The 25,670-nt window shown below is 64.2% G+C and carries 24 protein-coding genes and 1 riboswitch; of the genes, 13 read left to right on the forward strand and 11 right to left on the reverse strand.

Annotation, left to right across the window (positions count from 1 at the left end):
* Positions 1-26: 26 nt before the first annotated feature.
* The 3 genes from IFU00_18095 to IFU00_18105 all read right to left on the reverse strand — a co-directional run bounded on the left by IFU00_18095 (position 27) and on the right by IFU00_18105 (position 4,019).
* Positions 27-1,124: a multifunctional CCA tRNA nucleotidyl transferase/2'3'-cyclic phosphodiesterase/2'nucleotidase/phosphatase gene (locus tag IFU00_18095; GenBank protein ID MBD8544192.1), complete on the reverse strand. Its 1,098-nt coding sequence runs from the start codon at positions 1,122-1,124 to the stop codon at positions 27-29.
* A gap of 3 nt (positions 1,125-1,127) precedes the next feature.
* Positions 1,128-1,844: a glutathione S-transferase family protein gene (locus IFU00_18100; GenBank protein MBD8544193.1), complete on the reverse strand. Its 717-nt coding sequence runs from the start codon at positions 1,842-1,844 to the stop codon at positions 1,128-1,130.
* A gap of 150 nt (positions 1,845-1,994) precedes the next feature.
* Complete coding sequence (locus tag IFU00_18105; protein MBD8544194.1) at positions 1,995-4,019, reverse strand: lytic transglycosylase domain-containing protein; 2,025 nt, start codon at positions 4,017-4,019, stop codon at positions 1,995-1,997.
* 32 nt (positions 4,020-4,051) lie between these two features.
* On the opposite strand from IFU00_18105, the gene IFU00_18110 reads away from it, so the two are divergent.
* Complete coding sequence (locus IFU00_18110) at positions 4,052-4,657, forward strand: 5-formyltetrahydrofolate cyclo-ligase (protein ID MBD8544195.1); 606 nt, start codon at positions 4,052-4,054, stop codon at positions 4,655-4,657.
* Positions 4,658-4,726: 69 nt separating this feature from the next.
* On the opposite strand, the gene metF is transcribed toward IFU00_18110, so the two are convergent.
* The 6 genes from metF to IFU00_18140 all read right to left on the reverse strand — a co-directional run bounded on the left by metF (position 4,727) and on the right by IFU00_18140 (position 10,314).
* Positions 4,727-5,557 (reverse strand): methylenetetrahydrofolate reductase [NAD(P)H], encoded by an 831-nt coding sequence (metF, locus tag IFU00_18115; GenBank protein MBD8544196.1) that lies wholly within the window; start codon positions 5,555-5,557, stop codon positions 4,727-4,729.
* On the reverse strand, positions 5,544-5,900 hold the full coding sequence (locus IFU00_18120) for a phage holin family protein (protein MBD8544197.1): 357 nt from the start codon (positions 5,898-5,900) through the stop codon (positions 5,544-5,546). Before IFU00_18120 ends, metF begins: the two co-directional genes overlap by 14 nt.
* Before the next feature lie 89 nt (positions 5,901-5,989).
* Entirely contained in the window at positions 5,990-7,402 is a 1,413-nt protein-coding gene (locus IFU00_18125) for an adenosylhomocysteinase (protein ID MBD8544198.1), read from the reverse strand.
* Between the two features lie 29 nt (positions 7,403-7,431).
* Positions 7,432-7,504, reverse strand: a riboswitch (S-adenosyl-L-homocysteine riboswitch).
* A 96-nt stretch (positions 7,505-7,600) separates the two neighbouring features.
* Positions 7,601-8,224, reverse strand: a complete 624-nt coding sequence (locus IFU00_18130; GenBank protein MBD8544199.1) for a glutathione S-transferase — start codon at positions 8,222-8,224, stop codon at positions 7,601-7,603.
* A 30-nt stretch (positions 8,225-8,254) separates the two neighbouring features.
* Positions 8,255-9,052, reverse strand: coding sequence for a PhzF family phenazine biosynthesis protein (locus IFU00_18135; GenBank protein MBD8544200.1), 798 nt, complete (start codon positions 9,050-9,052; stop codon positions 8,255-8,257).
* 95 nt (positions 9,053-9,147) lie between these two features.
* A complete protein-coding gene (locus tag IFU00_18140; GenBank protein MBD8544201.1) occupies positions 9,148-10,314 on the reverse strand; it encodes a methionine adenosyltransferase in 1,167 nt (388 codons plus the stop codon).
* A gap of 184 nt (positions 10,315-10,498) precedes the next feature.
* Here IFU00_18140 and IFU00_18145 point away from each other — a divergent pair, with 184 nt between their 5' ends.
* The 3 genes from IFU00_18145 to dapF are packed head-to-tail and all read left to right on the forward strand — an operon-like array spanning position 10,499 to position 13,066.
* Complete coding sequence (locus IFU00_18145; GenBank protein ID MBD8544202.1) at positions 10,499-11,350, forward strand: lysophospholipid acyltransferase family protein; 852 nt, start codon at positions 10,499-10,501, stop codon at positions 11,348-11,350.
* Positions 11,347-12,210 carry a lipid A biosynthesis acyltransferase gene (locus IFU00_18150; protein MBD8544203.1) on the forward strand — a complete coding sequence of 288 codons (864 nt, stop codon included), beginning with the start codon at positions 11,347-11,349 and terminating at the stop codon, positions 12,208-12,210. Before IFU00_18145 ends, IFU00_18150 begins: the two co-directional genes overlap by 4 nt.
* Positions 12,211-12,214: 4 nt before the next feature.
* Positions 12,215-13,066 (forward strand): diaminopimelate epimerase, encoded by an 852-nt coding sequence (gene dapF, locus IFU00_18155; protein ID MBD8544204.1) that lies wholly within the window; start codon positions 12,215-12,217, stop codon positions 13,064-13,066.
* A gap of 51 nt (positions 13,067-13,117) precedes the next feature.
* Here dapF and IFU00_18160 read toward each other — a convergent pair whose 3' ends face one another.
* Entirely contained in the window at positions 13,118-14,764 is a 1,647-nt protein-coding gene (locus tag IFU00_18160) for a sel1 repeat family protein (protein MBD8544205.1), read from the reverse strand.
* A gap of 483 nt (positions 14,765-15,247) precedes the next feature.
* Between IFU00_18160 and IFU00_18165 the strand changes: the two genes are divergently transcribed.
* The 4 genes from IFU00_18165 (at position 15,248) to IFU00_18180 (ending at position 19,513) form a co-directional block, all read left to right on the forward strand.
* Positions 15,248-16,297 carry a porin gene (locus IFU00_18165; protein MBD8544206.1) on the forward strand — a complete coding sequence of 350 codons (1,050 nt, stop codon included), beginning with the start codon at positions 15,248-15,250 and terminating at the stop codon, positions 16,295-16,297.
* Between the two features lie 206 nt (positions 16,298-16,503).
* Positions 16,504-17,784 (forward strand): porin, encoded by a 1,281-nt coding sequence (locus IFU00_18170; GenBank protein MBD8544207.1) that lies wholly within the window; start codon positions 16,504-16,506, stop codon positions 17,782-17,784.
* Positions 17,785-17,891: 107 nt separating this feature from the next.
* Positions 17,892-18,557, forward strand: coding sequence for a DUF484 family protein (locus tag IFU00_18175; protein ID MBD8544208.1), 666 nt, complete (start codon positions 17,892-17,894; stop codon positions 18,555-18,557).
* A gap of 5 nt (positions 18,558-18,562) precedes the next feature.
* Positions 18,563-19,513 (forward strand): tyrosine recombinase XerC, encoded by a 951-nt coding sequence (locus IFU00_18180; GenBank protein ID MBD8544209.1) that lies wholly within the window; start codon positions 18,563-18,565, stop codon positions 19,511-19,513.
* Between the two features lie 35 nt (positions 19,514-19,548).
* On the opposite strand, the gene IFU00_18185 is transcribed toward IFU00_18180, so the two are convergent.
* Positions 19,549-20,256, reverse strand: coding sequence for an autoinducer binding domain-containing protein (locus tag IFU00_18185; protein ID MBD8544210.1), 708 nt, complete (start codon positions 20,254-20,256; stop codon positions 19,549-19,551).
* 153 nt (positions 20,257-20,409) lie between these two features.
* On the opposite strand from IFU00_18185, the gene IFU00_18190 reads away from it, so the two are divergent.
* The 5 genes from IFU00_18190 (at position 20,410) to hslV (ending at position 25,663) form a co-directional block, all read left to right on the forward strand.
* Positions 20,410-21,288, forward strand: a complete 879-nt coding sequence (locus tag IFU00_18190) for an alpha/beta fold hydrolase (GenBank protein MBD8544211.1) — start codon at positions 20,410-20,412, stop codon at positions 21,286-21,288.
* Positions 21,289-21,432: 144 nt separating this feature from the next.
* Positions 21,433-22,512 (forward strand): GTP-binding protein, encoded by a 1,080-nt coding sequence (locus IFU00_18195; protein MBD8544212.1) that lies wholly within the window; start codon positions 21,433-21,435, stop codon positions 22,510-22,512.
* Positions 22,513-22,767: 255 nt separating this feature from the next.
* Positions 22,768-23,217: an RNA polymerase-binding protein DksA gene (dksA, locus tag IFU00_18200; protein MBD8544213.1), complete on the forward strand. Its 450-nt coding sequence runs from the start codon at positions 22,768-22,770 to the stop codon at positions 23,215-23,217.
* Between the two features lie 267 nt (positions 23,218-23,484).
* Complete coding sequence (locus IFU00_18205) at positions 23,485-24,744, forward strand: hypothetical protein (GenBank protein MBD8544214.1); 1,260 nt, start codon at positions 23,485-23,487, stop codon at positions 24,742-24,744.
* A gap of 382 nt (positions 24,745-25,126) precedes the next feature.
* On the forward strand, positions 25,127-25,663 hold the full coding sequence (hslV, locus tag IFU00_18210; protein ID MBD8544215.1) for an ATP-dependent protease subunit HslV: 537 nt from the start codon (positions 25,127-25,129) through the stop codon (positions 25,661-25,663).
* The last annotated feature ends 7 nt before the right edge of the window (positions 25,664-25,670 follow it).

Genomic DNA, 25,670 nt, shown 5'->3' on the forward strand with positions numbered 1-25,670 from the left:
ACTGTGACGCTCTACAGAGCGGTTTTTCACACTTTATTACAAATGGCAGCCACTGCCTCCACGCGCGCCTGGTGTACGGCCTGGGCAATTCGGTCGCGCTGGTCGCAGCGCGCCGCCACGGCACCGGCGTCCACGCCACGCGCCGCGCCAAGGGCTTGCAGCAGCCAGTCCCCTGCCGGGTCGTGTTCAGTATTTTTGGCGTGACAACGCGTGGCCAGCAGCATCTGGACAAAGCGCGCGCTCTTGCGGAAGGCATCGCTGCGCTCGAACAGCGTGACGAGCGCGTCGGCATCGAGTTCGCGTGCCTGCGCAAGCACGCCATGCTCGCGCGCCGTCATCAGGGCCAGGTCGCGGCATTCATTGGGTACCTTCAAGCGCTTGGACACCGCCTCGACGGCCGCCGTGCCAACGTCGCGCATCAGGGCCGCGAAACGGATCTCCAGCGGGTGATCCTGCTGCGCGGCGGTGTCGATGACGCGCAGCGTGCGCTCTTGCGTATCGAGCTCGGGCAACAGGCGCGCCAGTGCGCCGCACTCGTCCAGCACGACCAGCATGCGCGACGGCTGGCGTTCCATCAGGCCGCGCGCCAGCTCTTGCCAGACGCGCTCGGGCACGAGGGCGTCGACCTCCCCCGCCTCGACCATCTTGCGCATCAGGACATTGGTGTCGTTAGCCACCTTAAATTCGGGCAGGCGCGCGGCAAAGCGCGCGACGCGCAGGATGCGCACCGGGTCTTCGGCAAAGGCGTCGGACACGTGGCGGAACAGGCGTGCTTCCAGGTCATTGCGGCCGCCCAGCGGGTCGACGATCACGCCATCCTCGCCCTGCGCCATCGCATTGATGGTCAGGTCGCGCCGCACCAGATCCTGTTCGAGCGTGACATCGGGCGCCGCATGGAACACGAAGCCGTGATAGCCGGGCGCGGTCTTGCGCTCGGTGCGCGCCAGCGCGTATTCCTCGTGCGTTTTCGGGTGCAGAAAGACCGGAAAATCCTTGCCCACGGCGCGAAAGCCGGCCTCGATCATCTGTTCGGGCGTGGCGCCCACGACCACGTGGTCGTGGTCCTTGACCGGCAGCCCGAGCAGCGCATCGCGCACGGCGCCGCCGACAACATAACTGCGCATTGTTTACTCCGGCAAATCGGCGTCGTGCAACGGCGTCGGGTGGTTTTCCAGCATCGCTTCGTTCACCCAGCGCGCCACGGCCGGATGGGCCAGCACGCGCTCGCAATACGCTTGCAGCGCCGGGGCCAGCATCACGCCATAGGTCTGGAAACGCAGCACGATCGGCGCATAGAAAGCGTCGGCAACCGAGAACGCGCCGAACAGGAACTGGTGATGGCCGAAGCGCGACAGGCAGTCTTCCCAGATTTCGCAGACGCGGCCAATGTCGGCCTGCGCGCCGTGCGTGCGACCGCGGCCCGGCAGGCGGGCCTGGATATTCATTGGCATGGCGCTGCGCAGTTCGCCGAAGCCGGCGTGCATCTCGGCCACGATCGAGCGCGCCAGCGCGCGCGCCGCCACGTCCTGCGGCCACATATGCTTGTCAGGAAATTGCTCGGCCAGGTATTCGGTGATCGCCAAGCTGTCCCACACCGTCATTTCGCCGGCCAGCAGCACCGGGACGCGGCCCGCGTGCGAGTAGCGGGCAATCTCGTTGGACGTATCGGGCTGGTCGAGCAAGACCTTGATTTCAGTGAACGGAATCCCGAACGCCATGGCCGCGACCCAGGGGCGCATCGACCATGACGACAGGTTCTTGTTGCCGATGATGAGCGTCAAGCCGGGGCTGCGGGTCTGGTCCAGGGTGTGCGTGAGAATCGGGTCGCGTTCGATGGTCTGCATGGGGTCTCGTCGGGTACGTGGCGAAGGGCGTCCCGGGCGGCGCATGAAAGCCCGGGACGGCTGCGGTAATCGACATCAGCTTGCGGCCCAATGCCACGGCTGTCAAGGCGCTCGCCCGGCGACCGGGCGAACCGCGGCCTGGTCAGCCTGTCAATCCAGCACGGACGTGGATGGCCGCGGCGTGATCGTGCCCAGGCGCGCCTTGAGCGACTGCGGCTTGCCTTCGAAGATCGACGCATAATTGGTGGCGTTGGCCATCACGTTGCGCACGTAGCCGCGCGTTTCGGTGAACGGGATGGTTTCGACGAAGATCGCCCCTTCCATTGGCGCGTCGAGCCGGCTGCGCCAGGTGCGCGAGCGGCTCGGGCCGGCGTTGTAGGCGGCCGTGGCCAGCACTTGCGAGCCTTCAAAATTGTTGAGCACCATCGTCATGTAGTTGGCGCCGAGCGTGATGTTCACGTGCAGGTCGTTGAGCATGCTCGTGACAAAGTTGTTCAGGCCAATCTTGGCCGCCACCCACTTGCCGGTGGCTGGCATCACCTGCATCAGGCCCGATGCGCCCACGCCCGACCGTGCATCGCGGATGAAGCGCGACTCTTGCCGGATCAGGCCATACACCCAGGCCTTGTCGAGACTCAGGCCCTGGGCCGTGGGCCGCAATACGTCGAGGTGCGGCGCCGGGAAGCGCTGGTCATAGCTGAACTCGGTGCGCGTGCGCAGCGATGTCTCGACCATGCGGTCGAGCAGCTCGTTGCGGCGCGCCAGCTCGGCAGCGGCCAGCAACTGGCGTTCGGACAGATTGCGCAGACCCCAGCTCCATTCGCGGTTGCCTTCGGCGCGCAGACGCAGATCGTAGAATTTGATGGCCCGTTGCAGACTCTGATTCGCCGTGGCCTGGGCCAGTTCGGCGGCCGTGATCGGCGCGATCGGGGGCGGCGCGACGACCTGGTTGCCCAGCTCTTCCTGGGCCAGCTGGGTATAGAAGGTGGTCTGGCCGGCGATGCTCTGCCACTGCGCGCGCGCCTCGGCCGGACGCCCTTCGCCCTGGTGCGCGCGCCCGAGCCAGTAGACCCAGGTCGAGTCGGCGCGCAGGGCCGGCGGCATCGTTTCGATCGTGGTGCGCACGGTTTTCCAGTCGCCGCGGCGCAGCGCCATGCGCGTCTTCCACTGCATCTGGAAGTCGCTCAGGGGCGCGCCATTCGCCCGTTCCCAATACGCGTGCGCTTCGGGCGCCAGCACGATCGAGGCGGCCAGCGCCACATTGGCCCAGCCGATCGCGCGTTCTTCGGGCGTCAATTGGGCGCTGTTCTTTTCGAGCCCAGCCACGGCCAGGCGCAGCGTGGTGCGCGCCATGCGGCCCACGGCAACCAGGTACAGCTCGCGCTCGGCGCGGCTGTTGCCGATCCCGCGCGCCATCGCCACGGCGGGCAGGTCGACCGCCTGGGTGGCCCGGGTTTCGGGTAAACCGAGCAAGACGGCAGCGCGGCGCGCCGGGCCGCTGGCATTGTCCAGGCCCGCCAGACGCAGCTGCGTGAGCAGATCGGCTTCGGTGAACTGGCCATTGGCCACCAGCTGCGCAATCAGGGCGCCGCAGGCGTCACCATAGCCGGCAGGGGTTTTCAGGAGTACGCGCGCTTCGTCGGCGACGCGCTCGCCGCGCTCGGCCCTGGCCAGCAGCGCGTAGCAGCGGATCGGCAGGCTGCCGGACTGGGCCAGCGTGCCCGCTTCGCGTTCAAAGGTGTTCCATTCGCGGCGCTTGCCCAGCTCCATCAGCCATTCGGCGCGCAGCTGTTCAGCCACCGCCGTGCCTTCGTGGCGCCGCAGCACTTGCAGCACCTCGTCCTGGATGGCATCGCGCAGGCGCGGTTTCAGACGATAATAGTCAACGTAGGACGCCAGCAGGTAATTGGTCACCGGCAGGCGCGACGCAATGGCGTTGGCCCGCGCTTCGTCGCTCTGGCGCGCCGCTTCGCGCAGCAACATGAAGTTGTCGTCGTCGGCGCGGCTGGCGGCGCCCGCCACGGTAGGCGCACCCGCCGGAACGGGGGACAGTGCTACCTCGGGCGCGGGTGCTTCCGGGTCTTCCTGGGCCGCTGCGCCTGGCGCAAACGCCAGACTCAGAACAAGGGCAATAGCAGCCGGCAACACGCCGACAGGCAATTTCGATTGAAACATCCACCACTCTCACAATACGCTGCATTGAAACCATGACCGGCGAACCAAGAATACCACGCGCCTCCGTGCCGCACCCAGACACAAGTGCTCTACAGCAACCACATCAAGACAAGGCGTTGTTGCGCGACACACTCAAGGCACGCCGGCGTGCGCTTGATCCTGAACAGAAAGCCGCATGGGACCAGCGCATTGGCGCGCGGGTGCTGGCGTGGTGGCAAGCCAATCCCCACGCCTCGCTGGCCGTCTACTTGCCGCTCGCGGGCGAGCCGGACCTGAGCGCAGCGTACGCGGAAATGGCGGCGGCAGGCGTACGACTGGCGCTACCCGTGGTCGTGGCGCGCCATGCGGCGCTGGAATTTGCCGAGTGGCAGCCGGGCGAGCCGACCGTGGCCGACCGGATGGGCGTGGCGGTGCCAGCCGAGTTACGCATGGTGGCGCGGCCGCCGGCATTGCTGGTGCCGTGCCTGGGGTTTAATACTTTGGGGTATCGCGTGGGGTATGGCGGCGGGTTTTATGACCGGACGCTGGCGCCCGAGCCGCGCCCGAGCACGGTGGGCATCGCGTATGCGTGCCAGTTGGTCGAGTTTGTCGGCGACGCGCACGATGTGCCGCTCGATCGGGTGATTACCGAAGCGTGATGTGCACTAACGTATCGAACATCGGTTGAACGCGTGGACGGCTCCGCCGTCCACGCTACCTTCAGCAGCTCAAGGCCTGAGCCGCTGCCAGATCGCCGTCGTCGGCACTGCCTGGTTCATGCTGTAGAAATGCAGACCCGGCGCACCGCCGGCCAGCAGCTTTTCGCACAAGCCAGTGACGACATCCAGGCCAAAGGCCTTGATCGACGCGCTGTCGTCGCCAAAGCTGGCCAGTTTGAGACGCACCCAGCGCGGGATCTCCGCGCCGCACATGTCCGAGAACCGCATCAGCTGCATGTAGTTCGTGATCGGCATGATGCCGGCCACGATCGGCACCGTCACGCCCAGCTTGCGCACATTGTCGACGAACGAAAAATACGCATCGGCATTGTAGAAGTACTGGGTAATGGCGGCGTCGGCCCCGGCGCTCACCTTGCGCGCGAACGCTTGCAGGTCGTCCTGCGGCGAACGTGCCTGCGGGTGCATTTCGGGATAGGCCGCCACTTCGATGCGGAACCAGTCGCCGGTTTCCTGGCGAATGAATTCGACCAGGTCGCTGGCATAGCGCAATTCACCGGCGCCGCCGTAACCGCTCGGCAAGTCGCCGCGCAGCGCCACGATGCGCCGGATACCGCTGTCCTGGTACTGCTTGAGGACGGCGCGGATCGACTCGCGCGTGGCGCCCACGCACGACAGATGCGGCGCAGCTTCATGGCCGGCGGCCTGGATTTCCTGCACCGTCTGCAGCGTACCCTGCTGGGTACTGCCGCCGGCACCGAACGTCACCGAGAAATACTTCGGCTGCAACTCGGCCAGCTTGGCCCGCGTCACGCGCAGTTTCTCGGCACCTTCCGGCGTCTTGGGCGGGAAGAACTCGATACTGAAATCAGGAGTTTCCATCTTTGTCGGAGAGAAGCAAGGAAGAAAGCGCCCACGAAATGATGCTGTACAGGATGGCTGCCAGGAAGGCCGACCAGAAACCGGCAACTTCAAAACCACCCACCACGTTCGCCACCAGCCAGAACAGCACAGCATTGATGACCAGGATGAACAGGCCCATCGAGAGCAGCGTTACTGGCAGCGTCAACAGCACCAGCACGGGCCGGATCAGCGTATTGACCAGGCCCAGCACCAGCGCCGCGATCAGGGCGGTGCCGACGCTCGAGACTTCGACGGAGTGCATCAGGTAAGGCAGGGCCATCAGGGCCGCGGCATTGATCAGCCAGGTGATTAACAGGCGCATCGTTACAGACTTTCGTGGAATTGGATAAACGAAACGCCCCGAAAGGCGTTTCACATGACAACAGAGACTACTGCACAGTCAGGGACTGATCAATAGCGGTAGTGTTCCGGCTTGTACGGACCGTCCTGGCTCACCGTGATGTACTTGGCTTGCTCGTCGGTCAGCGTGGTCAGCTGGGCGTTCAGCTTGCGCAGTTGCAGGCGCGCGACTTTTTCGTCCAGTTTCTTCGGCAGCGTGTACACGCCCACCGGATACTGCTCGGTGTTCATGAACAGTTCGATCTGGGCGATCGTCTGGTTGGCAAACGACGAGCTCATCACGTACGACGGGTGACCCGTACCGCAACCGAGGTTCACCAGGCGGCCTTCGGCCAGCAGGATGATGCGCTTGCCATCAGGGAAGATGACGTGATCGACCTGCGGCTTGATGTTGTCCCACTCATATTTCTTGAGCGCGGCAACTTCGATTTCGTTGTCGAAGTGACCGATATTGCAGACGATGGCCTGGTCTTTCATCTTGAGCATGTGCTGCTCGGTGATGACGTGGTAGTTGCCGGTGCAGGTAACGAAGATGTCGCCGTGTTCGCACGCGTAATCCATCGTCACGACGCGGTAGCCTTCCATCGCCGCCTGCAGTGCGCAGATCGGATCGATTTCAGTGACCCACACCTGCGCCGACAATGCGCGCATGGCCTGGGCCGAGCCCTTGCCGACGTCACCGTAACCGGCGATGACAGCCACTTTACCGGCGATCATGACGTCAGTCGCGCGCTTGATGCCGTCGACCAGCGATTCGCGGCAACCATACAGGTTGTCGAACTTCGACTTGGTGACCGAGTCATTGACGTTGATGGCCGGGAAGGCCAGCTTGCCCTCTTGGTGCATCTGGTACAGGCGGTGTACGCCGGTCGTGGTTTCTTCGGTCACGCCCTTGATTTCTGGCAGACGCTTCGAGTACCACTTCGGATCACGTGCCAGACGGCCCTTGATTGCGTTGAACAGGCAGATTTCTTCTTCCGAACCCGGCTTGTCGAGCACCGAGATATCGGTTTCAGCGCGCACGCCCAGGTGCAGCAGCAGGGTTGCATCGCCGCCATCGTCCAGGATCATGTTGGCGTGGCTGTCGCCTGGCCATTCGAAGATGCGATGGGTGTATTCCCAGTATTCGTCCAGGGTTTCGCCCTTGACGGCGAACACTGGCGTGCCGACCGAGGCGATGGCCGCGGCAGCATGGTCTTGCGTCGAGTAGATATTGCACGATGCCCAGCGCACGGTGGCGCCCAGTGCTTCCAGCGTGCGGATCAGCACGGCGGTCTGGATCGTCATGTGCAGCGAGCCGGCAATGCGCGCGCCCTTGAGCGGTTGCGTGGCAGCGTATTCTTCCTGGATGGCCATGAGACCCGGCATCTCGGTTTCAGCGATGCGGATTTCTTTTTCGCCCCAGGCGGCCAGGGAAATGTCGGCGACCAGATAGTCGGCAGTTTCTTTGAGTACGGCGTTCATCACGCCCTCCTTTCAATGATTAGAAAAAAGTAACGTGAGCGCAGTTGCTGATATCCGAGCCTGGCTGAAAGGAGTCTTTCAGTCGCAACGCTCCTCGGAACGAAGTAGTTTAGCACGCCTGATCCGCAATGGATATGCTTGCCTGGACGAGCACCGGTACACGGCGTGACCCGACACCGGCGGCCGGCGGTTCGGGCTTCACGGCTCGCCGTTAGCGCCGAACGTGCGAAATCCTGAACGTTCATTCAGGCGTTCCATGTAAGCGAGCACGGCCGGATAGTGTGGCCGCTCCATCGGCGTGAGCAGCCAGCGGTTGACCGACAGGCCGATCACGACGTCCGCCAGCGAGAATTGCGCACCCGTGACGTAGGCGCCAGTGGTGGCCAGCTGGCGTTCGAGGATGCCGATATGCCGGTGCCAGCTCGCAATGCTGGCCGCGATCTGACCCGGATCGCGGTGCGCCGGGCTGCCCCGCACCAGTCCCATGAACGCATAGCGCCAGGCATTGTTCAGTTCGGTGGCTTGCCAGTCCATCCATTGCTCGACCAGTGCGCGGGCGCGGGGCGTGGGCGGCAACAGGTGTTGTTCGGCGCTGTTGGCGCACAGGTAGCGGCAAATCGCGTTCGATTCCCACAGCACGAAGTCGCCATCGACGATGACCGGCACCGTCGCGTTCGGGTTGAGCGCAAGGAAGGCTTCCTGCTGGGGAGGCTGGAAGCCAGTTCCCCAGTCTTCGCGCTTGAACGGGATATCCAGTTCGCTGCAGGTCCACAAGACCTTGCGCACGTTGAGCGAGGCAGCTTTTCCGAGAATTTTGAGCATGGGGGTTCCTGTGAAATGAAAGCGGGTAATTCAGACGGTAATGCGGCCTTCGAGATACAACACGCATCCACCTTCGAGCTCGACGCGGCCGTCGACCAGCCGGCACGCCAGTTCGCCGCCGCGGCGCGATGCCTGGAAGGCGCGCAGTGTCGTCTTGCCCAGCCGCTCGCCCCAGTATGGCGCAAGCGCGCAATGAGCGCTGCCCGTGACGGGATCTTCCGGCACGCCCTTGGCCGGGGCAAAGTAGCGGCTGACGCAATCGTAGTCGCCATCGCCGGGCGCCGTCACGGCCAGACCAGGCCGTGGCAGGCGCCCGATGGCGTTGAAGTCCGGCGCCAGTTCGCGCACGGCCCGTGCGTCTGCCAGCACCACCGTATAGCCGAATCCATCGTCGAGGACGTCGAGCAGTTCGTGCGGATGGCAACCCAGGGCCGCCGCCAGGCCGGGCGGTGCCGCCACCGGCACGAGTGTGCGAGCAGGGAAATTCAGTACATAGCCGGTTGCTGAACGCCGCACCGGCAACGGACCGCTCGCCGTGTCGAACACGACCTCGGTACGACCGGGCTCGAGCCGTTCCATGACAACCGCCGCGCTCGCCAGCGTCGCATGGCCACACAGCGGCATTTCAACCAGCGGGGTGAACCAGCGCAGCCGGTACTGCCCGTCATGCGGTACCAGGAACGCCGTCTCGGACAGGTTGTTTTCGGCAGCGATCGCATGCATCAGCGCCGTGTCGGGAAACGCGTCCAGCACGACGACGGCGGCCGGATTGCCGCCAAACAGCCGGTCTGTGAAGGCATCGACTTGATAGATGGGTAGTACCTGCATGGCGTCCTTCTAGTGCAATGGGCAAGAAAAAACCCCAAAAACTGCAGGGCAATTTTTGGGGTTCGCTGTGCGGTCGCGGTGTGCGCGTCAGGAACTCAGGCGATGCCGGCCGCTGCGCGCAGTTCGGCTGCCTTGTCGGTGCGTTCCCACGTGAATTCCGGCTCTTCGCGACCGAAGTGGCCGTAGGCGGCGGTCTTGGTGTAGATCGGACGCAGCAGGTCGAGCATCTGAACGATGCCTTTCGGACGCAGGTCGAAGTGCGCGTTGACGAGCGCTGCGATCTTGTCGTCCGGGATCACGCCGGTGCCTTCGGTGTACACGGTGATATTGATCGGACGCGCCACGCCGATGGCGTAGCTGACCTGCACCTGGCACTGACGCGCCAGACCGGCGGCGACGATGTTCTTCGCCACGTAGCGGGCCGCGTAGGCAGCCGAACGGTCGACCTTGGTAGGATCCTTGCCCGAGAATGCGCCGCCGCCGTGCGGGGCTGCGCCGCCGTAGGTGTCGACGATGATCTTGCGGCCGGTCAGGCCGCAATCGCCCTGCGGACCGCCGATGACGAAGCGGCCGGTCGGGTTGACCAGGAAGCGGGTGTCCTTGAGCCACTCTCGCGGCAGCGTGGTCTTGATGATTTCTTCGATGACGGCTTCTTCGATCTGCGCGTGCGTCACGTCAGGATGGTGCTGGGTCGAGAGCACGACGGTGTCGACGGCCACCGGGCGGCCATCGACGTAGCGCAGCGTGACTTGCGACTTGGCATCCGGACGCAGCCATGGCAGGCGGCCATCCTTGCGCAGCTGCGACTGGCGCTCGACCAGGCGGTGCGCGTAGTAAATGGCAGCTGGCATCAGCTCTGGCGTTTCATCGCAGGCATAGCCGAACATCAGGCCCTGGTCACCGGCGCCCTGGTCGAGATCGATGCCCTTGCCTTCGTCGACACCCTGGGCGATGTCCGGCGACTGCTTGTCATAGCAGACCATGACAGCGCAACCTTTGTAGTCGATGCCGAAATCGGTATTGTCGTAGCCGATGCGCTTGATGGTGTCACGTGCGACCTTGATGTAGTCGACGTTGGCGTGGGTGGTGATTTCACCGGCGAGAACGACGAGGCCGGTATTGCACAGCGTTTCTGCAGCGACGCGGGCGGTTGGATCCTCGGTCAGGATCGCATCGAGGATGGCGTCGGAAATCTGGTCAGCCACCTTGTCTGGGTGGCCTTCGGAAACGGATTCAGAGGTAAAGAGGTAGTCGTTCGACATGAAGGCTCCTGTTACGGGTCATAATTCTGCCGCAGCAAACTGAGCCTGCGACGCTTTAGCGACATTTATATTCCGCTTCGCAAGTTGTCTGTTAACTCGGCGGATCCTGCATAAAGTGGTATTTTACGCTTCCTTGGAATTTTGGTGTGGAAACGCGCGTGGCGTCCGCTACCCAACAATCGACATGCTAGTTGTACTTTTCCGGATACTCTCCGTTTTTCCCTTGCCACTCCTGCACGCCCTGGGCGCAGCGATGGGTTGGCTGGTGTATGGCCTGTCGCCATCGTATCGCAAGCGCCTGCGCGCCAACCTGGTTCAGGCCGGCTATGACGCCCACTGGCGCGCGGCCGTGGCCGAGGCCGGCAAGGCCGCCATCGAGCTTGCGTTCGTCTGGTGCGCCAACCCGGAGCGGGTTGCCAGGCATGCCACAGTAGAGAATTGGGACCTGGTCCAGGCGCGGCTCGACGCCGGTCGCGGGATTGTCTTTCTTACGCCACACCTGGGCTGCTTTGAAATGACGGCGCAGCAAATCGCGCTGCGCACGGCGTTGACGGTCATGTATCGCCCGCCGCGCAAGAGCGCATTGAAGCCACTGGTCGAAGGCGCCCGTGCGCGTCACAACCTGCATCTGGCGCCGGCCAATCTGTCCGGCGTGCGCATCCTGGCCAAGACCCTCAAGGGCGGCCAGCCGATCGGCTTGCTGCCAGACCAGGTGCCACAAGAAGGCGAAGGCGTCTGGGCGCCATTTTTCGGCCGCAATGCCTACACGATGACGCTGCCGGCCAAGCTGGCCCAGCTCGGCAAGGCCGACATTCTGCTGGTGTATGCCGAGCGCCGTGCGCATGGCGCCGGCTACATCGTGCGCTTCGTCGAATTCGATGGTGACCTGTCGGGCACGGGTGCCGAGCAGGCAGCCGCCATCAACCGCGCGATGGAGCAACTGATCGCCCGTGCGCCGGCCCAGTATTTCTGGAGCTATAACCGCTACAAGCAGCCGGACGGCGTGGCGGGCCCTGACACCGAGGTCGCACCATGAAGATCTTGCTGGGATTTATGTGGTTGCTGCATTTCATGCCATTGCCCATCTTGGGGCGCTTCGGCGAAGCGGTCGGCAGCCTGATGTTCGTGATCCTGGGCAAGCGCCGCAAGATCGCGCTGACCAATCTGCGCCTGTGCCTGCCCGAGCTCGATGAACGGGCACGCCGTACGATCGCCAAGCAGCATTTCCGCGCCTACGCCCGCAGCATCTTCGAGCGCTCGATCCTGTGGTGGGCGCCGGAAGAACGCGTGCGCAGCCTGATCCAGATCGAACCGTCGGTACCGCTGGCCGCCATGCAGGACGGCCCGACGATCCTGCTGTGTCCGCACTTCGTGTGCCTCGACGTGGCCGGCATCGGTGCCCGTGTGATTCCGGTGTGCAGCATGTACGTGCCGCAAAAGAATGCCGATTTCGACCGCCTGCTGCGTCACGGCCGCGAACGCTACGGCCCGGTACGCCTGGTCACGCGCAAGGAAGGCATCAAGCCGATCCTGCGCGCACTGCGCGACGGCCTGCCCTACTTCATGCTGCCCGACATGGACTTCGGCGAAAAGGATGCCGAGTTCGTGCCGTTCTTCGGCGTGCCGGCCGCGACGTTGACCGCGCTGGGCCGCATTGCCGGCACGACCGGCGCCAAGGTCATCCCCGTGATCGCCACCTACCTGCCGAACTACCAGGGCTGGCGCGTGCGCTTTTATCCGGCCTGGGACAACTACCCGGGTGACGATATGGTCGAAGCGACCCGCCGCATGAACGCTTTCATTGAAGAGCGCGTGCGCGAGGCGCCGGAACAATATTTCTGGACCCACAAACGCTTTAAAACCCGGCCGCCGGGTGAACCTTCGCTGTACGATTGAAGCCATGAAACTGAAATTTACCAAGATGCACGGCGCCGGCAACGACTTCATCGTCGTCGATGCAATCAACCAGCAAGTCGACTTGAGCGTTGCGCAATGGCGCCGTCTGGCCGACCGCCGCTTCGGCATCGGCGCCGACCAGATCCTGGTCGTGGAACGCCCGACCGACGCTGGCGTGGACTTTCGCTATCGCATCTTCAACAACGATGGCGGCGAGGTCGAACAGTGCGGCAACGGCTCGCGCGCCTTCGTGCGCTTTGTCGTCGACAAGGGGCTGACACAGGCGCGCAGCATTCGCGTCCAGACCATGTCGGGCATCATCAATCCGCGCCTGGAAGACGATGGCAGCGTCACGGTCGACATGGGGGCGCCGCGCCTCGTGCCGGCCGACGTGCCGTTCGACGAGGCCGGCCTGGCCGGCATGGTCCAGGGCGACGACACACTTTGGCCATTGCCGGTCGGCGATGAGACCGTCTTCGTGTCGGTCGTGTCGATGGGCAATCCGCATGCGGTGCAGGTGGTCGACGATGTCGATGCGGCGCCAGTGGAAGAGACGGGTCCGCTGATCGAGCGCCACGTGCGCTTTCCAAAACGCGTCAATGCCGGCTACTTGCAAGTGATCGACCGGCACCATATCCGCTTGCGCGTGTTCGAGCGCGGCGCGGGCGAGACGCTGGCCTGTGGCACCGGCGCCTGCGCCGCGGTCGTGGCCGGCATCCGGCGCGGCCTGCTCGATTCGCCCGTGCGCGTCTCGGCCCGTGGTGGCGAGCTGAGCATCGCCTGGGCCGGCCCGGATCAGCCGGTGTATCTGAGCGGCCCGGCCGTGTCGGTGTTTGAAGGCGAAGTCGAGATCTGAGCCTGATGCCGCCAAGTCAGGCGGCCGTGCCTTGATTGAACGACACGCGCGTCAGGCCGCCAATCCGACGTCGGTCCCGGCCCCGTCGTCGCTGCCAGGCTGCGCAATGTTGAGCAGCGTGCGCAATCGGTACAGGCGCTGGCGGTAGTTACCTTCCGGCCCGGCCGGGCCACAATCGACCGGCTCGAACAGGCGCACGATGCGGTCGAGCGCCTGGCGCTCGGGCCCCGGCGCCACCATCACCAACCGCCGCTTGCTGCGGCCGTAACTGGCGCGGATATCGATGACCAGGCAGTGGCCCTGGTCGGCGGCCACCACATCGAGCAGCAGGGCTTCGGGGCGCGACAGGTTGAACAGCTGCGCCAGTTCGAGGCGCGCCGCCAGCAGCGGATGCCCCGCCAGCGCCCCGGCGTGCAGCGCCAGCAAGGCACCCGTGTCGGTGTATGGTGTGGTGGTCAGGCGCGGCGCGATCTTGTGCAGCAGACCGGCCGCGTCCGGCGCATCTTGCTGCGCCGCCTTTTGCAGCCAGTACACGGCCCGCACATCGTTGTTTTCGTTTTCGCGGCGCGCGCGCCAGGCGATGTGGCCGCATTCGAGCTGGGCATCGCGATACCCCATCTCGGCCGCGCGTTCGAGGTAGCGCTGGGCATCGGCCACGTTACGTTGTGAGAATTCTGGCTTGATACAGATGCGCGACAGCGCGTACCACGCCTCGGCCAGCCCCTGCTCGCCCGCCAGTGTCAGCCAACGGATTGCCCGTTTGAAATTGGCCACGTGCGCAGCACGCGCATCGCCACTGCCAATGCGCCGGCCATCCACCCGCATGCGGGCAGAACGCAGGCCCAGCGCCAGTTGCGCGTGGGGATCGTGTTCGGCGGCAGCCAGTTCCCAGAAGATGGCCAGCTCACCGGGATCGCAGGGCACCGGCGCAGCGCCGGCCCCCCCTACATCACCAACACCATCGACGCCATGGACCCCATCGAGCGCGGGATCCATCAGACGCGCGCAACGCGACAGCAGCGCGATTTCGTCCGGCGCCAACCGGCGCAGTTCGCCGGGCTGGCCGCGCTCGCCGTGCTCATCGACCAGCGCCCGCGCCTGCGGTAACGCCAGTTGCAAATAATCGGCCCAGCGCCGCGCGAACCACAGGGCGTCGAGGCCTGCATGCTGCGCCATGGCGGCGTACTGCGCCGGCGCGGGCCGCGCGCCATGCAGCGCCCCCTGCGCCGCCGACGTACGCGCCGCCATGGCCGGCTTGACTGTCGCCCTGCTGGCGGCCTGCTCGTGTTGCCGGGTTAATAGCACCTGGGCATGCGAAAACCCGGCCCGCGCGGCGTCTTCGAGCGCACGCACGGCTTTGGGCTGCTGCTGTTGCGCGGCCGGCGCCAGGGGATCGAGCACCAGTTGCGCAAACACGAGGCCGGCATGCACGCTGCCATCGTCATACGCGCGTTCGTACCACTGCGACACACCTGCTGCGTCGCGCTGCGCTAATTCAAGCGGGATATGGTTGCCGATTAATTGCCAGGCTGGCGGACAATCTTGCCGCGCCGCGCGCTCCAGCCAGTGCAGCGCGGTAGGAAGGCTTTGCGGCAAGCTGCTGCTGCCAAACAAGTACAGCTTGCCCAGCGCGAGCTGGGCTGCCACCTGGCCGGCACGGGCATTGCGGATGATCGCCAGTTCTTCGCGGTTAGCCATCGTTGGAATACGTGAGAGACATGACGTGAACGCCATGGAAAGTGTGCCTGCGACACACAGCGGCAACGTGGAAGTTGCAAATATACAAGCTATCGGCACCACGCGGCGCTGCTGTGCGAACGAGGCCAAAGTCTACGCCGTGGCAGATGGCGATTCGATTGGATTCCAGAGCGGATTGAGAGGTCACAAAACAGCACGAATCCGATGAAACTGTTCCGGATATTCGCAAGACAAACAGTCAGGCCGAGGCCGGTAACGTCGGGTTGCCCCGTTGAAAGGCACCGCATTACCCTGATTGATGACGCTCGTTTCAAAAATACAACAGCACGGTTCGATTTATTGGCAAGGAGCGCGGCAGCCCCCCGATAATTGACGGATTAGCTAGTCTTGACGTTTGAAAGATTTAAGGTGCACGTATCGCGCGTTCAGCCAGGTCTCAACGCTCCAGATGTACGTGTTCACTTTATTGACAGGATTACCCCGATGAAGACCTCTCTCCTGGCTGTCGCACTGCTTGGCGCTTGCGCCGGTGCGGCCCATGCGCAGACGTCAGTACAGGTCTACGGCAACCTCGATGCCGGCATCGTCAAGCGCAGCAGCCAGAATGTCAGCATCGGCAAGCGCTCGGCCAACACCCTCGGTTTCAAGGGCACCGAAGAACTGGGCAATGGCCTCAAAGCCCTGTTCCAACTTGAAACGCGCTATGAGCCGGACACCGGCAGCGCCGAAATCGGCCCCGATGGCAATGGACGCCGGTTGTTCCAGGGCCAGAGCCGCGTCGGCCTGCAGGGTGACTTCGGCATGCTGCGCATCGGCCGCGGCCTGACCCCGTTCCACGAAACCATCGGTGCCTTCGAACCATTCCACGCGATCGAAACCGCAGGCGGCTTTTATACCGACCTGAGCGTGGCCGGCTACAGCTCGCAGCCCCTCGACCCGGTCGGTTCGACCGCCAACCGCTGGTCGAACGCGGTCTGGTACAACTCGCCGGTCGTGAACGGCTTCCAGCTCAACACGGCCATCGCCACCAAAGAAAACAATGGCGCCGTCGCCATCATCGGTCGTGGCAGTGCAGCGGCGCCGCAGTATGCGGCCGGTACTGAAGCCTCGACCAATCCGTTCTCCATCTCCGGCACCTACAACAACGGCCCGGCTGCGCTGATGGCCGCCTACGAGCGCAACGCCGTCGAATCGAAGGTCTGGTCGATCGGCGCCTCGGTCAGCCCGACGCCCGAACTCAAGCTGATGGGCACGTTCACACGGCTCGACGAAGACAATACGCGCCCGTTCAATACCGATACCAGTTCGTGGGTCGTGGGCGCGAATTACACGGTCGGCCCCGGGAAATTCCTCGCTGGCTATGGTCAGAAGGACACCGATGGCCTGGAAAAGGTCAAGCAACTGTCGCTGGGCTATGAATACAGCCTGTCCAAGCGTACCTACCTGTATTTTGACGTGTCGCGCAAAAAAGGCGTCCCGACCGCCCCGGGCACGATCAACCAGTACGACATCGGCATTCACCACACGTTCTGAACCGACTGTAGCGGACCACAACTTCTCGAGGGCGGGCATCGGCAACGGTGTCCGCCCTCGTCGTTTGCAACGGTCTGTAGCCTTTTCACAACGAGGATGCGCTACCAGGGCCTTTCCGAACGAGCGTTCTGTACAGTGCAGCAAGGCAATGGCATATTTGCGTAGCGGGCCCATGCCACGCGACAAGAAAATAATATGGAGACACCATGAAAAAATGCCTTATCGCCGCCCTGCTCGGCGCGACCTTCGCAAGCACCGCCCTGGCCCAGACCAGTGTCCAGATCTACGGCATTGCCGACGCCGGCGTAATGTGGCAAAAAGGCGGCCCGACCAAGATCTACAGCGGCGGCGCCGATGGCTCACGCCTCGGCCTGCGTGGCTCCGAAGACCTGGGCAATGGCTACAAGGCGATTTTCAATCTCGAAGCCCGCGTCGAACTCGACACCGGTTCGCAGCAGCCGACGCTGATGAACGACAATCCGGGCCGCTACCTGCTGCGCGGCATGGAACGCATCCCGGTCGCCATCCGCGACCGTCTGCAAGCGGCCATCCAGCCGCCGGGCGGCCCTGCCGTCAATCAGGAAAAAGCCCTGTTCGACCGCACCTCGATGGTCGGCCTGATCACCCCGATCGGCGCCGTGCTGCTGGGCCGCATGTACACGCCTGGCTACGAAGTGTTCAATATGGCCGATGCGTTTGAGTCGGGCACGGCCGGCACCTGGGGCCACGTCACGGGCGGCACTGCCGGCTTTACCGCACTGGGCGCGGACATCCGCTCGCAGGAAGCCATCCAGTACCGCATCGCGTTGCCAAACGGCCTGGGCGGTTCGGTAATGTATGGCGCGCGCAATTCCGGTTACCTCGGCCGCTATAACAAGTTCCGCGCCGGCGCGGTGACGTACAAAGCCAACGGTTTCGACGTCGGCGTTGGCTACAACCATGGCTACGACCAGCAGAACCGGCCGAGCCTGCGCACGCTGACCGTTGGCGGCTCTTACGCACTGGGCGAAAGCTGGAAATTCTTCGCCGGCTTCCACAGCCAGCGCAACGAGAATTCGGCGCTGATCCCCGACTACCTGAATGGCTGGGACACGGCCGTGGGCCCGGCACTGACCGCGCAAGGCATCCCGCTCCCGACCCAGCAGGCCCTGCGCGGGATCTTCGCCAGTGCGATTTCGGCCAACACCAAGCAGGACGCCAACAGCTATCAGGTCGGTGTCCACTACAAGATCGGCAATGGCCGCATCGTCGCGTCGTACGCGCACCAGAACGACCGCACCGCGTCCAACAGCGATGCCAATCTGTATGCGCTGGGCTACAACTACTACCTGTCCAAGCGTACCGACCTGTACACGGCGCTGGCGTTCATCAAGAACGACAACGAAGCCCAGTATTCGCCGGGTACCTCGGGCAATCCGGGCGGCTTTACCGAAGCGCCGGGCGCCGATGGCCGCGCCTTGCAACTGGGTATCCGTCACCGCTTCTGAGCGAATCCCCATTCATCACAAGACGCCTGCGGGCGTCTTTTTTGTTCTCCGGTGCAACGCCCAGCGTCGGTTAAAATGACCCGATTCATCCCAACATTCATTCCGCCATGAGCACTGCACCACTGGACGCCAGCACTGTTGCGCAATACCTGACCGATCACCCGGAATTCTTCCAGGAGCAAGCCGGCTTGCTGGGTGAAGTGAAACTGTCGAGTCCGCTGACCGGTCGCACCGTGTCGCTCCAGGAACGCCAGATGGAAGTCATGCGCGACAAATACCGCGCGCTCGAACTGCGCCTGTCCGACCTGTCGCGCCGCGCCGAAGAAAACGCCGGCATCGCCAACCGCTTCCACGCCTGGACCCAGTCCCTGCTGGTGTCGAAAGGCGGCGCCGCGATGGCGCGTGACCTGACCGAGGGCTTGCGCACCCACTTCACCGTCCCGCAAGTGACCTTGCGCCTGTGGCATGTGGCGCCGGAACATGCCGACGCCTGGTTTGCCAGCAATGTCTCGGACGACGCACGCATCTTCGCCAACAGCCTGCGCGCGCCGTACTGCGGCCCGAACAATGATTTCGAAGCGGTGCGCTGGCTGGACGATGCCGACGCGATCCGCTCGACGGTGATGCTGCCGCTCGGCGCGCCGGGCCAGAGCTTTGGCCTGCTGGTGCTCGGCTCGCCCGATCCGGCGCGCTTCACCACCGCGATGGCGACCGATTTCCTGGTCCACATCGCTGCCACCGCCACCACCGCCCTGGCGCCGCTGCGCGCTTGACGGGCATGGACACGCGCGAGCCGCCAACCGACTGGGCCGCGCGCTATCTCGGCGAACTGGCCACCCAGCGCCAGTTGTCACCGCACACGATCGCGGCCTACCGGCGCGACCTGGCCGAGCTCGCGGCGCTGGCCGGCCACAGCGACTGGGCCCGGCTGGTGCACGCCGACATCCGCCGTTTTGCCGGCAAGCTGCATGCCGGCGGCCAGTCCGCGCGCTCCATTGCACGCAAGCTCTCTGGCTGGCGCGGCTTCTATGAATGGCTGTCGCACCAGACGACCCTTGCCGCCAATCCGGTCGACGGCGTGCGCGCCCCCAAGCGCGCGCAGAGCTTGCCGAAAGCGCTCGCGGTCGACGACGCCGTGCAATTGATGGAAGCCAACCAGCGCGGCCATCTCGAGCCGTTCGAATTGTGCAATCACGCGATGTTCGAGCTGCTGTATTCGAGCGGGCTGCGTGTGTCGGAACTGGCGGGCCTGGACGTGGCCTGGCAAGATGCACGCGGCGGCCAGCCGGGCTCACTGGGCTGGCTCGACCTGCAGGCGGGCGAAGTGGTGGTGACCGGCAAAGGTAACAAGATGCGCCGGGTGCCGGTCGGCGGCCCGGCGCGCGAGGCGCTGGTGCGCTGGCTCGCGGTGCGCCCTGCCGCCCGCGACGGGGGCGCTGCGCTGTTCCTGTCGGCGCGCGACACCCGCATCACGCCGCGCGTCGTGCAAACCCGTCTGAAACAGCACGCGCTGCGCGCCGGCACGCCGGTGCACGTGCACCCGCACGTGCTGCGCCATTCGTTTGCGTCGCACCTGCTGCAATCGTCGGGCGACCTGCGCGCAGTGCAGGAACTGCTGGGCCACGCCAGCATCACGTCCACGCAAATCTATACGGCACTGGACTTTCAGCACCTGTCCAAAGTGTATGACGCGGCGCACCCGCGGGCGAAAGCCAAGCCGGAGTCCTGAGCCGGCGTCTTGAACCAGCGTCTCGACCCAGCCTCTTAAAGCAGGCCGAACAACGCGGCCTTGACCACGGCGGCAGTCTTGTTGGCCGCACCCAGCTTGAGCAGGGCATTGGCAACGTGAAAGTTGACGGTCCGCTCGGACAGGCTGAGGATGGTGCCGGCCTCGCTTGAGGTCTTGCCGTCAGCCATCCAGCGCAAGACTTCGGCTTCCCGCGCGCTGAGCGCCAGCAACGGCGCACCTGGCGCCGGCCGCTGCAGGCGGGCCAATCCCTGATGCGCCGCATGCGCCAGCCACGACATATTGGCTTCGCTCTGGTCCAGCTCGGTCTCGGACAGGGCATCGTGCGAGCGCGCCAGCGTCAGCATGCCGACGCAACCGTCTGGCGTACGCGACGCCTGCGCCCAGCCCACCTGCAAACCATGGCCACGCGCGTCTTCCCACAGCGGGCGCGCCTGCGCGAATACCGGCTCGCTCCACAACAGCGGCAACAGCGATGCGGCGCCATGCCGGACCGTGGGATCCTGCCCCAGATAACCTTGGTCCGCATAGCGCGCCTGCCATACATCCGGGTAATTGTTCAGCATCACGGTCGACGGTTTCGACAGCGGCATTGGCTTGCGCATGCCGTAGGCGCAATAGTCGAAACCCAGTTCGCGCGCGGCGCCGGCGACGACCGCAAACAGCCCATCCGCATCCACGGCCCGGCCCATTGCGTCCAGATGACGGGCACGCCATTGCGCCATCGATTCGTTTGTCACCGCTTCCCCCATCCCCAGCCCGCTGCCCGACTGACATATTTGACAGTACCGGTGTCTTGCCGTGTTTCTTAGACTATTGCTTCACATCCAATTGTCGCCGCATGCAGACAGGATGACAACGCATTTGATGGAGTCAATATGGTCTACCTGTCCCGCACTGCCGGTGCCGTCCTGCTGGCACTGAGCACGTTTGCCAGTGCCCAAACACCTGCTGCCATGCCAAAGGACGCACCCGAACTGCTGGACGTGGGCCCGTACCGGGTGCAGCTGACCAGCCTGGGCACCGGTCCCTATACCGTCATCTTCGAGTCAGGCTTCGGGCGCGACCTGAACGTGTGGCGCGATGTCGCGCCGCAGGTGGCCAGGTCGAACAAGGTGATCACGTACTCGCGCGCCGGCCATGGCCGCTCGGAGGCACGCCCCGGGACGCCCACCGTGGCCAGCCGTACCGATGAACTGGAACAAATGATCGCCGCTGCAGACTTGCGCCCGCCCTTCGTGCTGGTTGGCCATTCCTACGGCGGCTTCCTGATTCGCAGCTACGCCGCACGCCATCCGGCCGAGATTGCCGGCATGGTGTTTGTCGACCCCAGCGACGAGCACCAGAACACCGAGCTGCGCAAGCTCGATGCGGCCGCGGTCGACAGCGACGCCCGCCTGCTGGTGCAATACATGCCGCCCAAGTTCCAGCCCGAACTGGCCCAGGTACAGGCCATTCTCGACAGCGGCAACCTGCCCCTGGCCGGGCCCTTGCCGGATGTGCCGGTCGTGGTGCTCACATCCGTCCAGCGCCGCGAGCAGCCCCAGCTCTTTTTGGAAACCCCGGCAGCCGTCGACGTCTGGCGCGATCTGCATGCACGCTTCTTTCGCGGCTTCAGGCGCGGCAGCCACGTGGTGACGCCCGATAGCGGCCACAACATCCACCAGGAAGAACCGCAGCTCGTGGTTGCCGCAATTGCCCAGGTCATTGCAGCGGCCGACACTGCACGCGCTGACGAAGCGGCCGGCAAGAAGTAGCCACCCTGCCAATCCGGCGAGAAGTTACTCCATGGTTTGAACACGATCTGCGCGCCACACGCCAGATGGTGAGGTTGCAAGAATTGCGGCATAATCCCCCGGTTCTTTTGTCCAACCCTGATGTCAACCACGAGTAGCGAACCAATGGACCTGATCCCCAGCACCATCCTCACCGGCTTTCTCGGCGCGGGCAAGACCACCCTGCTCAACCGCATCCTGCAGGAAGACCACGGCATGCGCATCGCCGTCATCGAGAACGAATTCGGTGAAGAAAACATCGACAACGAAATCCTGGTGCAGGACTCCGGCGAGCAGATCATCGAGATGAACAACGGCTGCATCTGCTGCACCGTGCGTGGCGACCTGATCGAGGCACTCAACAGCCTGGCAAAGAAACGCGCCGCTGGCGAGATCAGTTTCGACCGCGTCGTCATCGAAACGACGGGCCTGGCCAATCCGGGCCCGGTGGCGCAGACCTTCTTCGTCGACGAAGAAGTTGGCGCCCACTACCTGCTCGACGCCGTCGTGACCGTGGTCGATGCCCGCCACGCGATGGAACAATTGACGGCGCACGAAGAAGCCCAGCGCCAGGTGGGCTTTGCCGACAAGATCCTGCTGTCCAAGACCGACCTGGTCGATGCTGCCGCCGTCGATGCGCTCAAGGCGCGCCTGCAGCGCATCAACCCGCGCGCGCCGATCGCCACGAGCGACTTCGGCCGCGCGCCGATTGCCGACGTGCTCGACCTGCGCGGCTTCAATCTGAACGACAAGCTGGACATCGACCCCGATTTCCTGCGTGTCGATGGTGAAGACGGGCACGATCACGACCATGATCACGAGCATGAGCATGGCGCCGATTGTGGCCACGGTCACGACCACGTGCACGATGCGTCGTGCAGCCACGATCATCATCACAGCCACCACAGCGACGACATCGCCGCGTTCGTGTTCAAGAGCGAGCGTGCATTCGATCCGGAGCGCCTGGAACAATTCCTTGGCAGCCTGGTCCAGGTCTTTGGCCCGCAAATGCTGCGCTACAAGGGTGTATTGCGGATGGATGGCGTCGATCGCAAGGTCGTGTTCCAGGGCGTGCACCAGATCATGGGCAGCGACGTGGGACCGAAATGGGGGGAGAATGAAACGCCCGCCACCAAGATGGTCTTTATTGGTAAAAATTTACCAAAAGACGTATTTATCCGCGGACTGGAACAGTGTTTGGTATAAACTGCATCAGTTTGACTGGCCATGCAGGCATGTCCGGCGCCATGCGTCGACAGTTTGCCAGGCCGGGCCGCACGGACCGCCACGACGCGCTTCAAACAGCCAGTGGTGAACCGCCCTTGCCGCCCATGCGGCGCGGACGGAGATAGGATGGCGTACCGTCGTCATCAAGGCAGCCTGCCCGGCATGCACCCATTTGTGCGGTGTTGCTGATTGGCAAGCTGATAAAATGCAAACCTCTGTCGTATCGAAGGCATCATGACTAAAACAACGAAACCGAATACCGCCCAGTCCGACGAACGCCTCCTGACGGAAGACGAGATTCGCGCGATGAGCGAGGGCGACTACATGAATGCGGCCCAGCTCGCATTCTTCAAGAATCGTCTGCAGGAACTCGAGCGCGAACTGCTCAAGAACGCTGGCGAAACCACGGAACACCTGCGCGAAACCGTGCTGGTTCCCGATCCGGCCGACCGCGCAACCATCGAAGAAGAACATGCGCTCGAACTGCGCACCCGCGACCGTGAGCGCAAATTGCTCAAGAAAGTCCAGCAATCGATCCAGTCGATCGACGGCGGCGAATACGGCTGGTGCGAAGAAACCGGCGAGCCGATCGGCATCCCGCGCCTGATCGCCCGTCCGACCGCCACGCTGTCGCTGGAAGCCCAGCAGCGTCGCGAACTCAAGCAGAAGCTGTACGGCGACTGATTGGCGTGCGTGCTGAACAGCGATTCAGCACCGACCAGAAAGCATGCGACCTCGTCGCATGCTTTTTTTGTTTGCAGACACCATTTCTTGATGTTTGTAACGACGCATGACAGCTGCCGTCCTGGCCATGCGTACACGCTACAATTGCTCAATATCCTACCAACATTGCCCTTCGGCTACACTGACGCCCGGCCACGTGTGCTCAGCATCCGTCGCCGGGGTCCGTGCTAAGGTCATGGTGGACACGTTATCGAGACAACGGTGAGCATGGGGCTTTTTTCCTTCCTGAAGAAAAAGAACGATGCGGTGGCCGCGCCCAGCTGGCCGCCCCCCGAGTCGCGCCTGCGCGGCGAACCGTCACGCCTGGCGTCCGACGCCGAGCGCGAACGCCAGCGTGAAATCGCCCGCGCCACCGCTGCCAAGATCGACGAAATCGAACTCGAATTTGCGTCCGACATGTTCGATGACGAGCCGGCCTGGGACAGTGGCCGCCGTCCCGCCAACGGCGTCACGGCGGCCGCCGTGCCCGATCCCGACGACATTCCCGACCAGGCCGCTGCGCCCGCGAGCGCTCCGGCGGTCGACGAAAGCGCCATCCTGTACGCCAACGGCCAGAGCGCCGCGGCCGAACACTTGCTGCGCGAGTCGCTAGCGACGCTGGGCCGCCACGAACGCCTGCCATGGTGGATGCTGTTCGATCTGTATCAGGCCGGTGGCCGCGAAGAACTATTCGAGAGCATCGCCATCGATTACGCCAGCCACTTCGAAACCTCGCCGCCCACCTGGAAGCCGCTCGCGCCCGCCTCGGTGGCGAGCCAGCCGGCACAGGGACTGGCCGCCACCGAAACCTTCGACACGCTGCTCGATGCAACCGTCGCGCCCCGCCTGCGCCGCGTGCTCGACGCGCAGGCGCCCAACGTGCGGCTCGACTTCGGCAAGGTGCGCAGCATCGACACAGACGGCGCCGACTGCCTGCTGACCGCCCTGCAAACGCTGCGCGCGAGCGACCGCGGCCTGGTATTGGCCGGGGCCGACACCCTGATCACGACGCTGCGCCCGATGCTCGTCATCGGCAAGCGCGGGGCCAGCCCGGCGCCGTGGCTGCTGCTGCTCGAACTGCTGCTGCTGACCAACCGCGAAAAGGATTTCGAAGAAGCGGCAATGGATTACTGCGTCACCTACGAAGTCTCGCCGCCCTCATTCGAAGCGCCCCGCCACGTCTCGACTGCCGCACCGGCCCCAAGTCACGGCGACCGCTTCATGTTGCCTGCCATGATCACCAGCCCCGAGCCAGCGCTGCTGGCGGCCATCGACGCCTACGCCGCAGAGCGCGAAACACTCGTGCTCGACTGCTCACGGCTGGCGCGCATCGACTACGTCGGCGCCGTCAGCCTGCTGGCGCGGCTCGCTGGACAGGCAGCAACCGGCCGCACGGTCGAGCTGCGCGAACTGAACCATCTCGTGGCCGCCCTGCTGCGGCTGCTGGGCGCCGGCGATAGCGTGCGGCTGTATCCACACCGCTACTGACGCTACAGCACACCGAAAACCCGGGTCACGATCTTAAAAGCCGGGGTCAGGTCTGACATTCGGACACGAGCTCTACCGAAAAGCCGGGGTCAGGTCTGACATTCGGACACGATCTCGACAGTTAGGTAGCCGGCACTAGTTGGCACTGGGCCATTCGGATACTGGGCAAAACACTGTTGGAAGTGGCGAAGGCCGAGGTCGTGTCTGAATGTCAGACCTGACCCCGGCTGTGTGGCTGTATAAAGCTGAGGTCGTGTCCGAATGTCAGACCTGACCCCGGCTGTGCCGGCTGTGGCAGCGCATTGGTATTTCCCGTTCGGATAATCTTGCAATCCTGCGCACGGTCCCCACCTGCTGGTAGCCAGACAATCACGAGGTAAAAATGGAACAATTTCACGGTACAACCATCGTCAGCGTACGCCGCGGCAATCAGGTCGCGCTCGGCGGCGATGGGCAGGTCACGCTCGGCAACGTCGTCATGAAGGGCTCGGCCCGCAAGGTGCGCAAGCTGTATCAGGGCAAGGTCCTGTGCGGTTTTGCCGGCGGCACCGCCGACGCCTTCACGCTGCTCGATCGCTTCGAGGGCAAACTTGAAAAGCACCAGGGCAACCTGCTGCGCGCCTCGGTCGAGCTGGCCAAGGACTGGCGCACCGACCGCGTGCTGCGCCGCCTGGAAGCCATGCTGCTCGTGGCCGACCGCGAGTCCACCCTGATCATCACCGGCAACGGCGACGTGCTCGAGCCGGAAGACGGCATCGGCGCGATCGGCTCCGGCGGCATCTATGCCCAGTCGGCCGCCAAGGCCCTGTACGAGAACACCGACATGGCGCCTGCCGAAGTGGTCAAGAAGGCGCTGACCATCGCGGGCGAACTGTGCATCTACACGAATATGTCCCACATCATCGAGACCCTGGATTGATATGAAC

Origin of the sequence: Oxalobacteraceae sp. CFBP 8761, assembly GCA_014841595.1 — a bacterium.
In the GTDB taxonomy this organism is placed as follows: domain Bacteria; phylum Pseudomonadota; class Gammaproteobacteria; order Burkholderiales; family Burkholderiaceae_D; genus Telluria.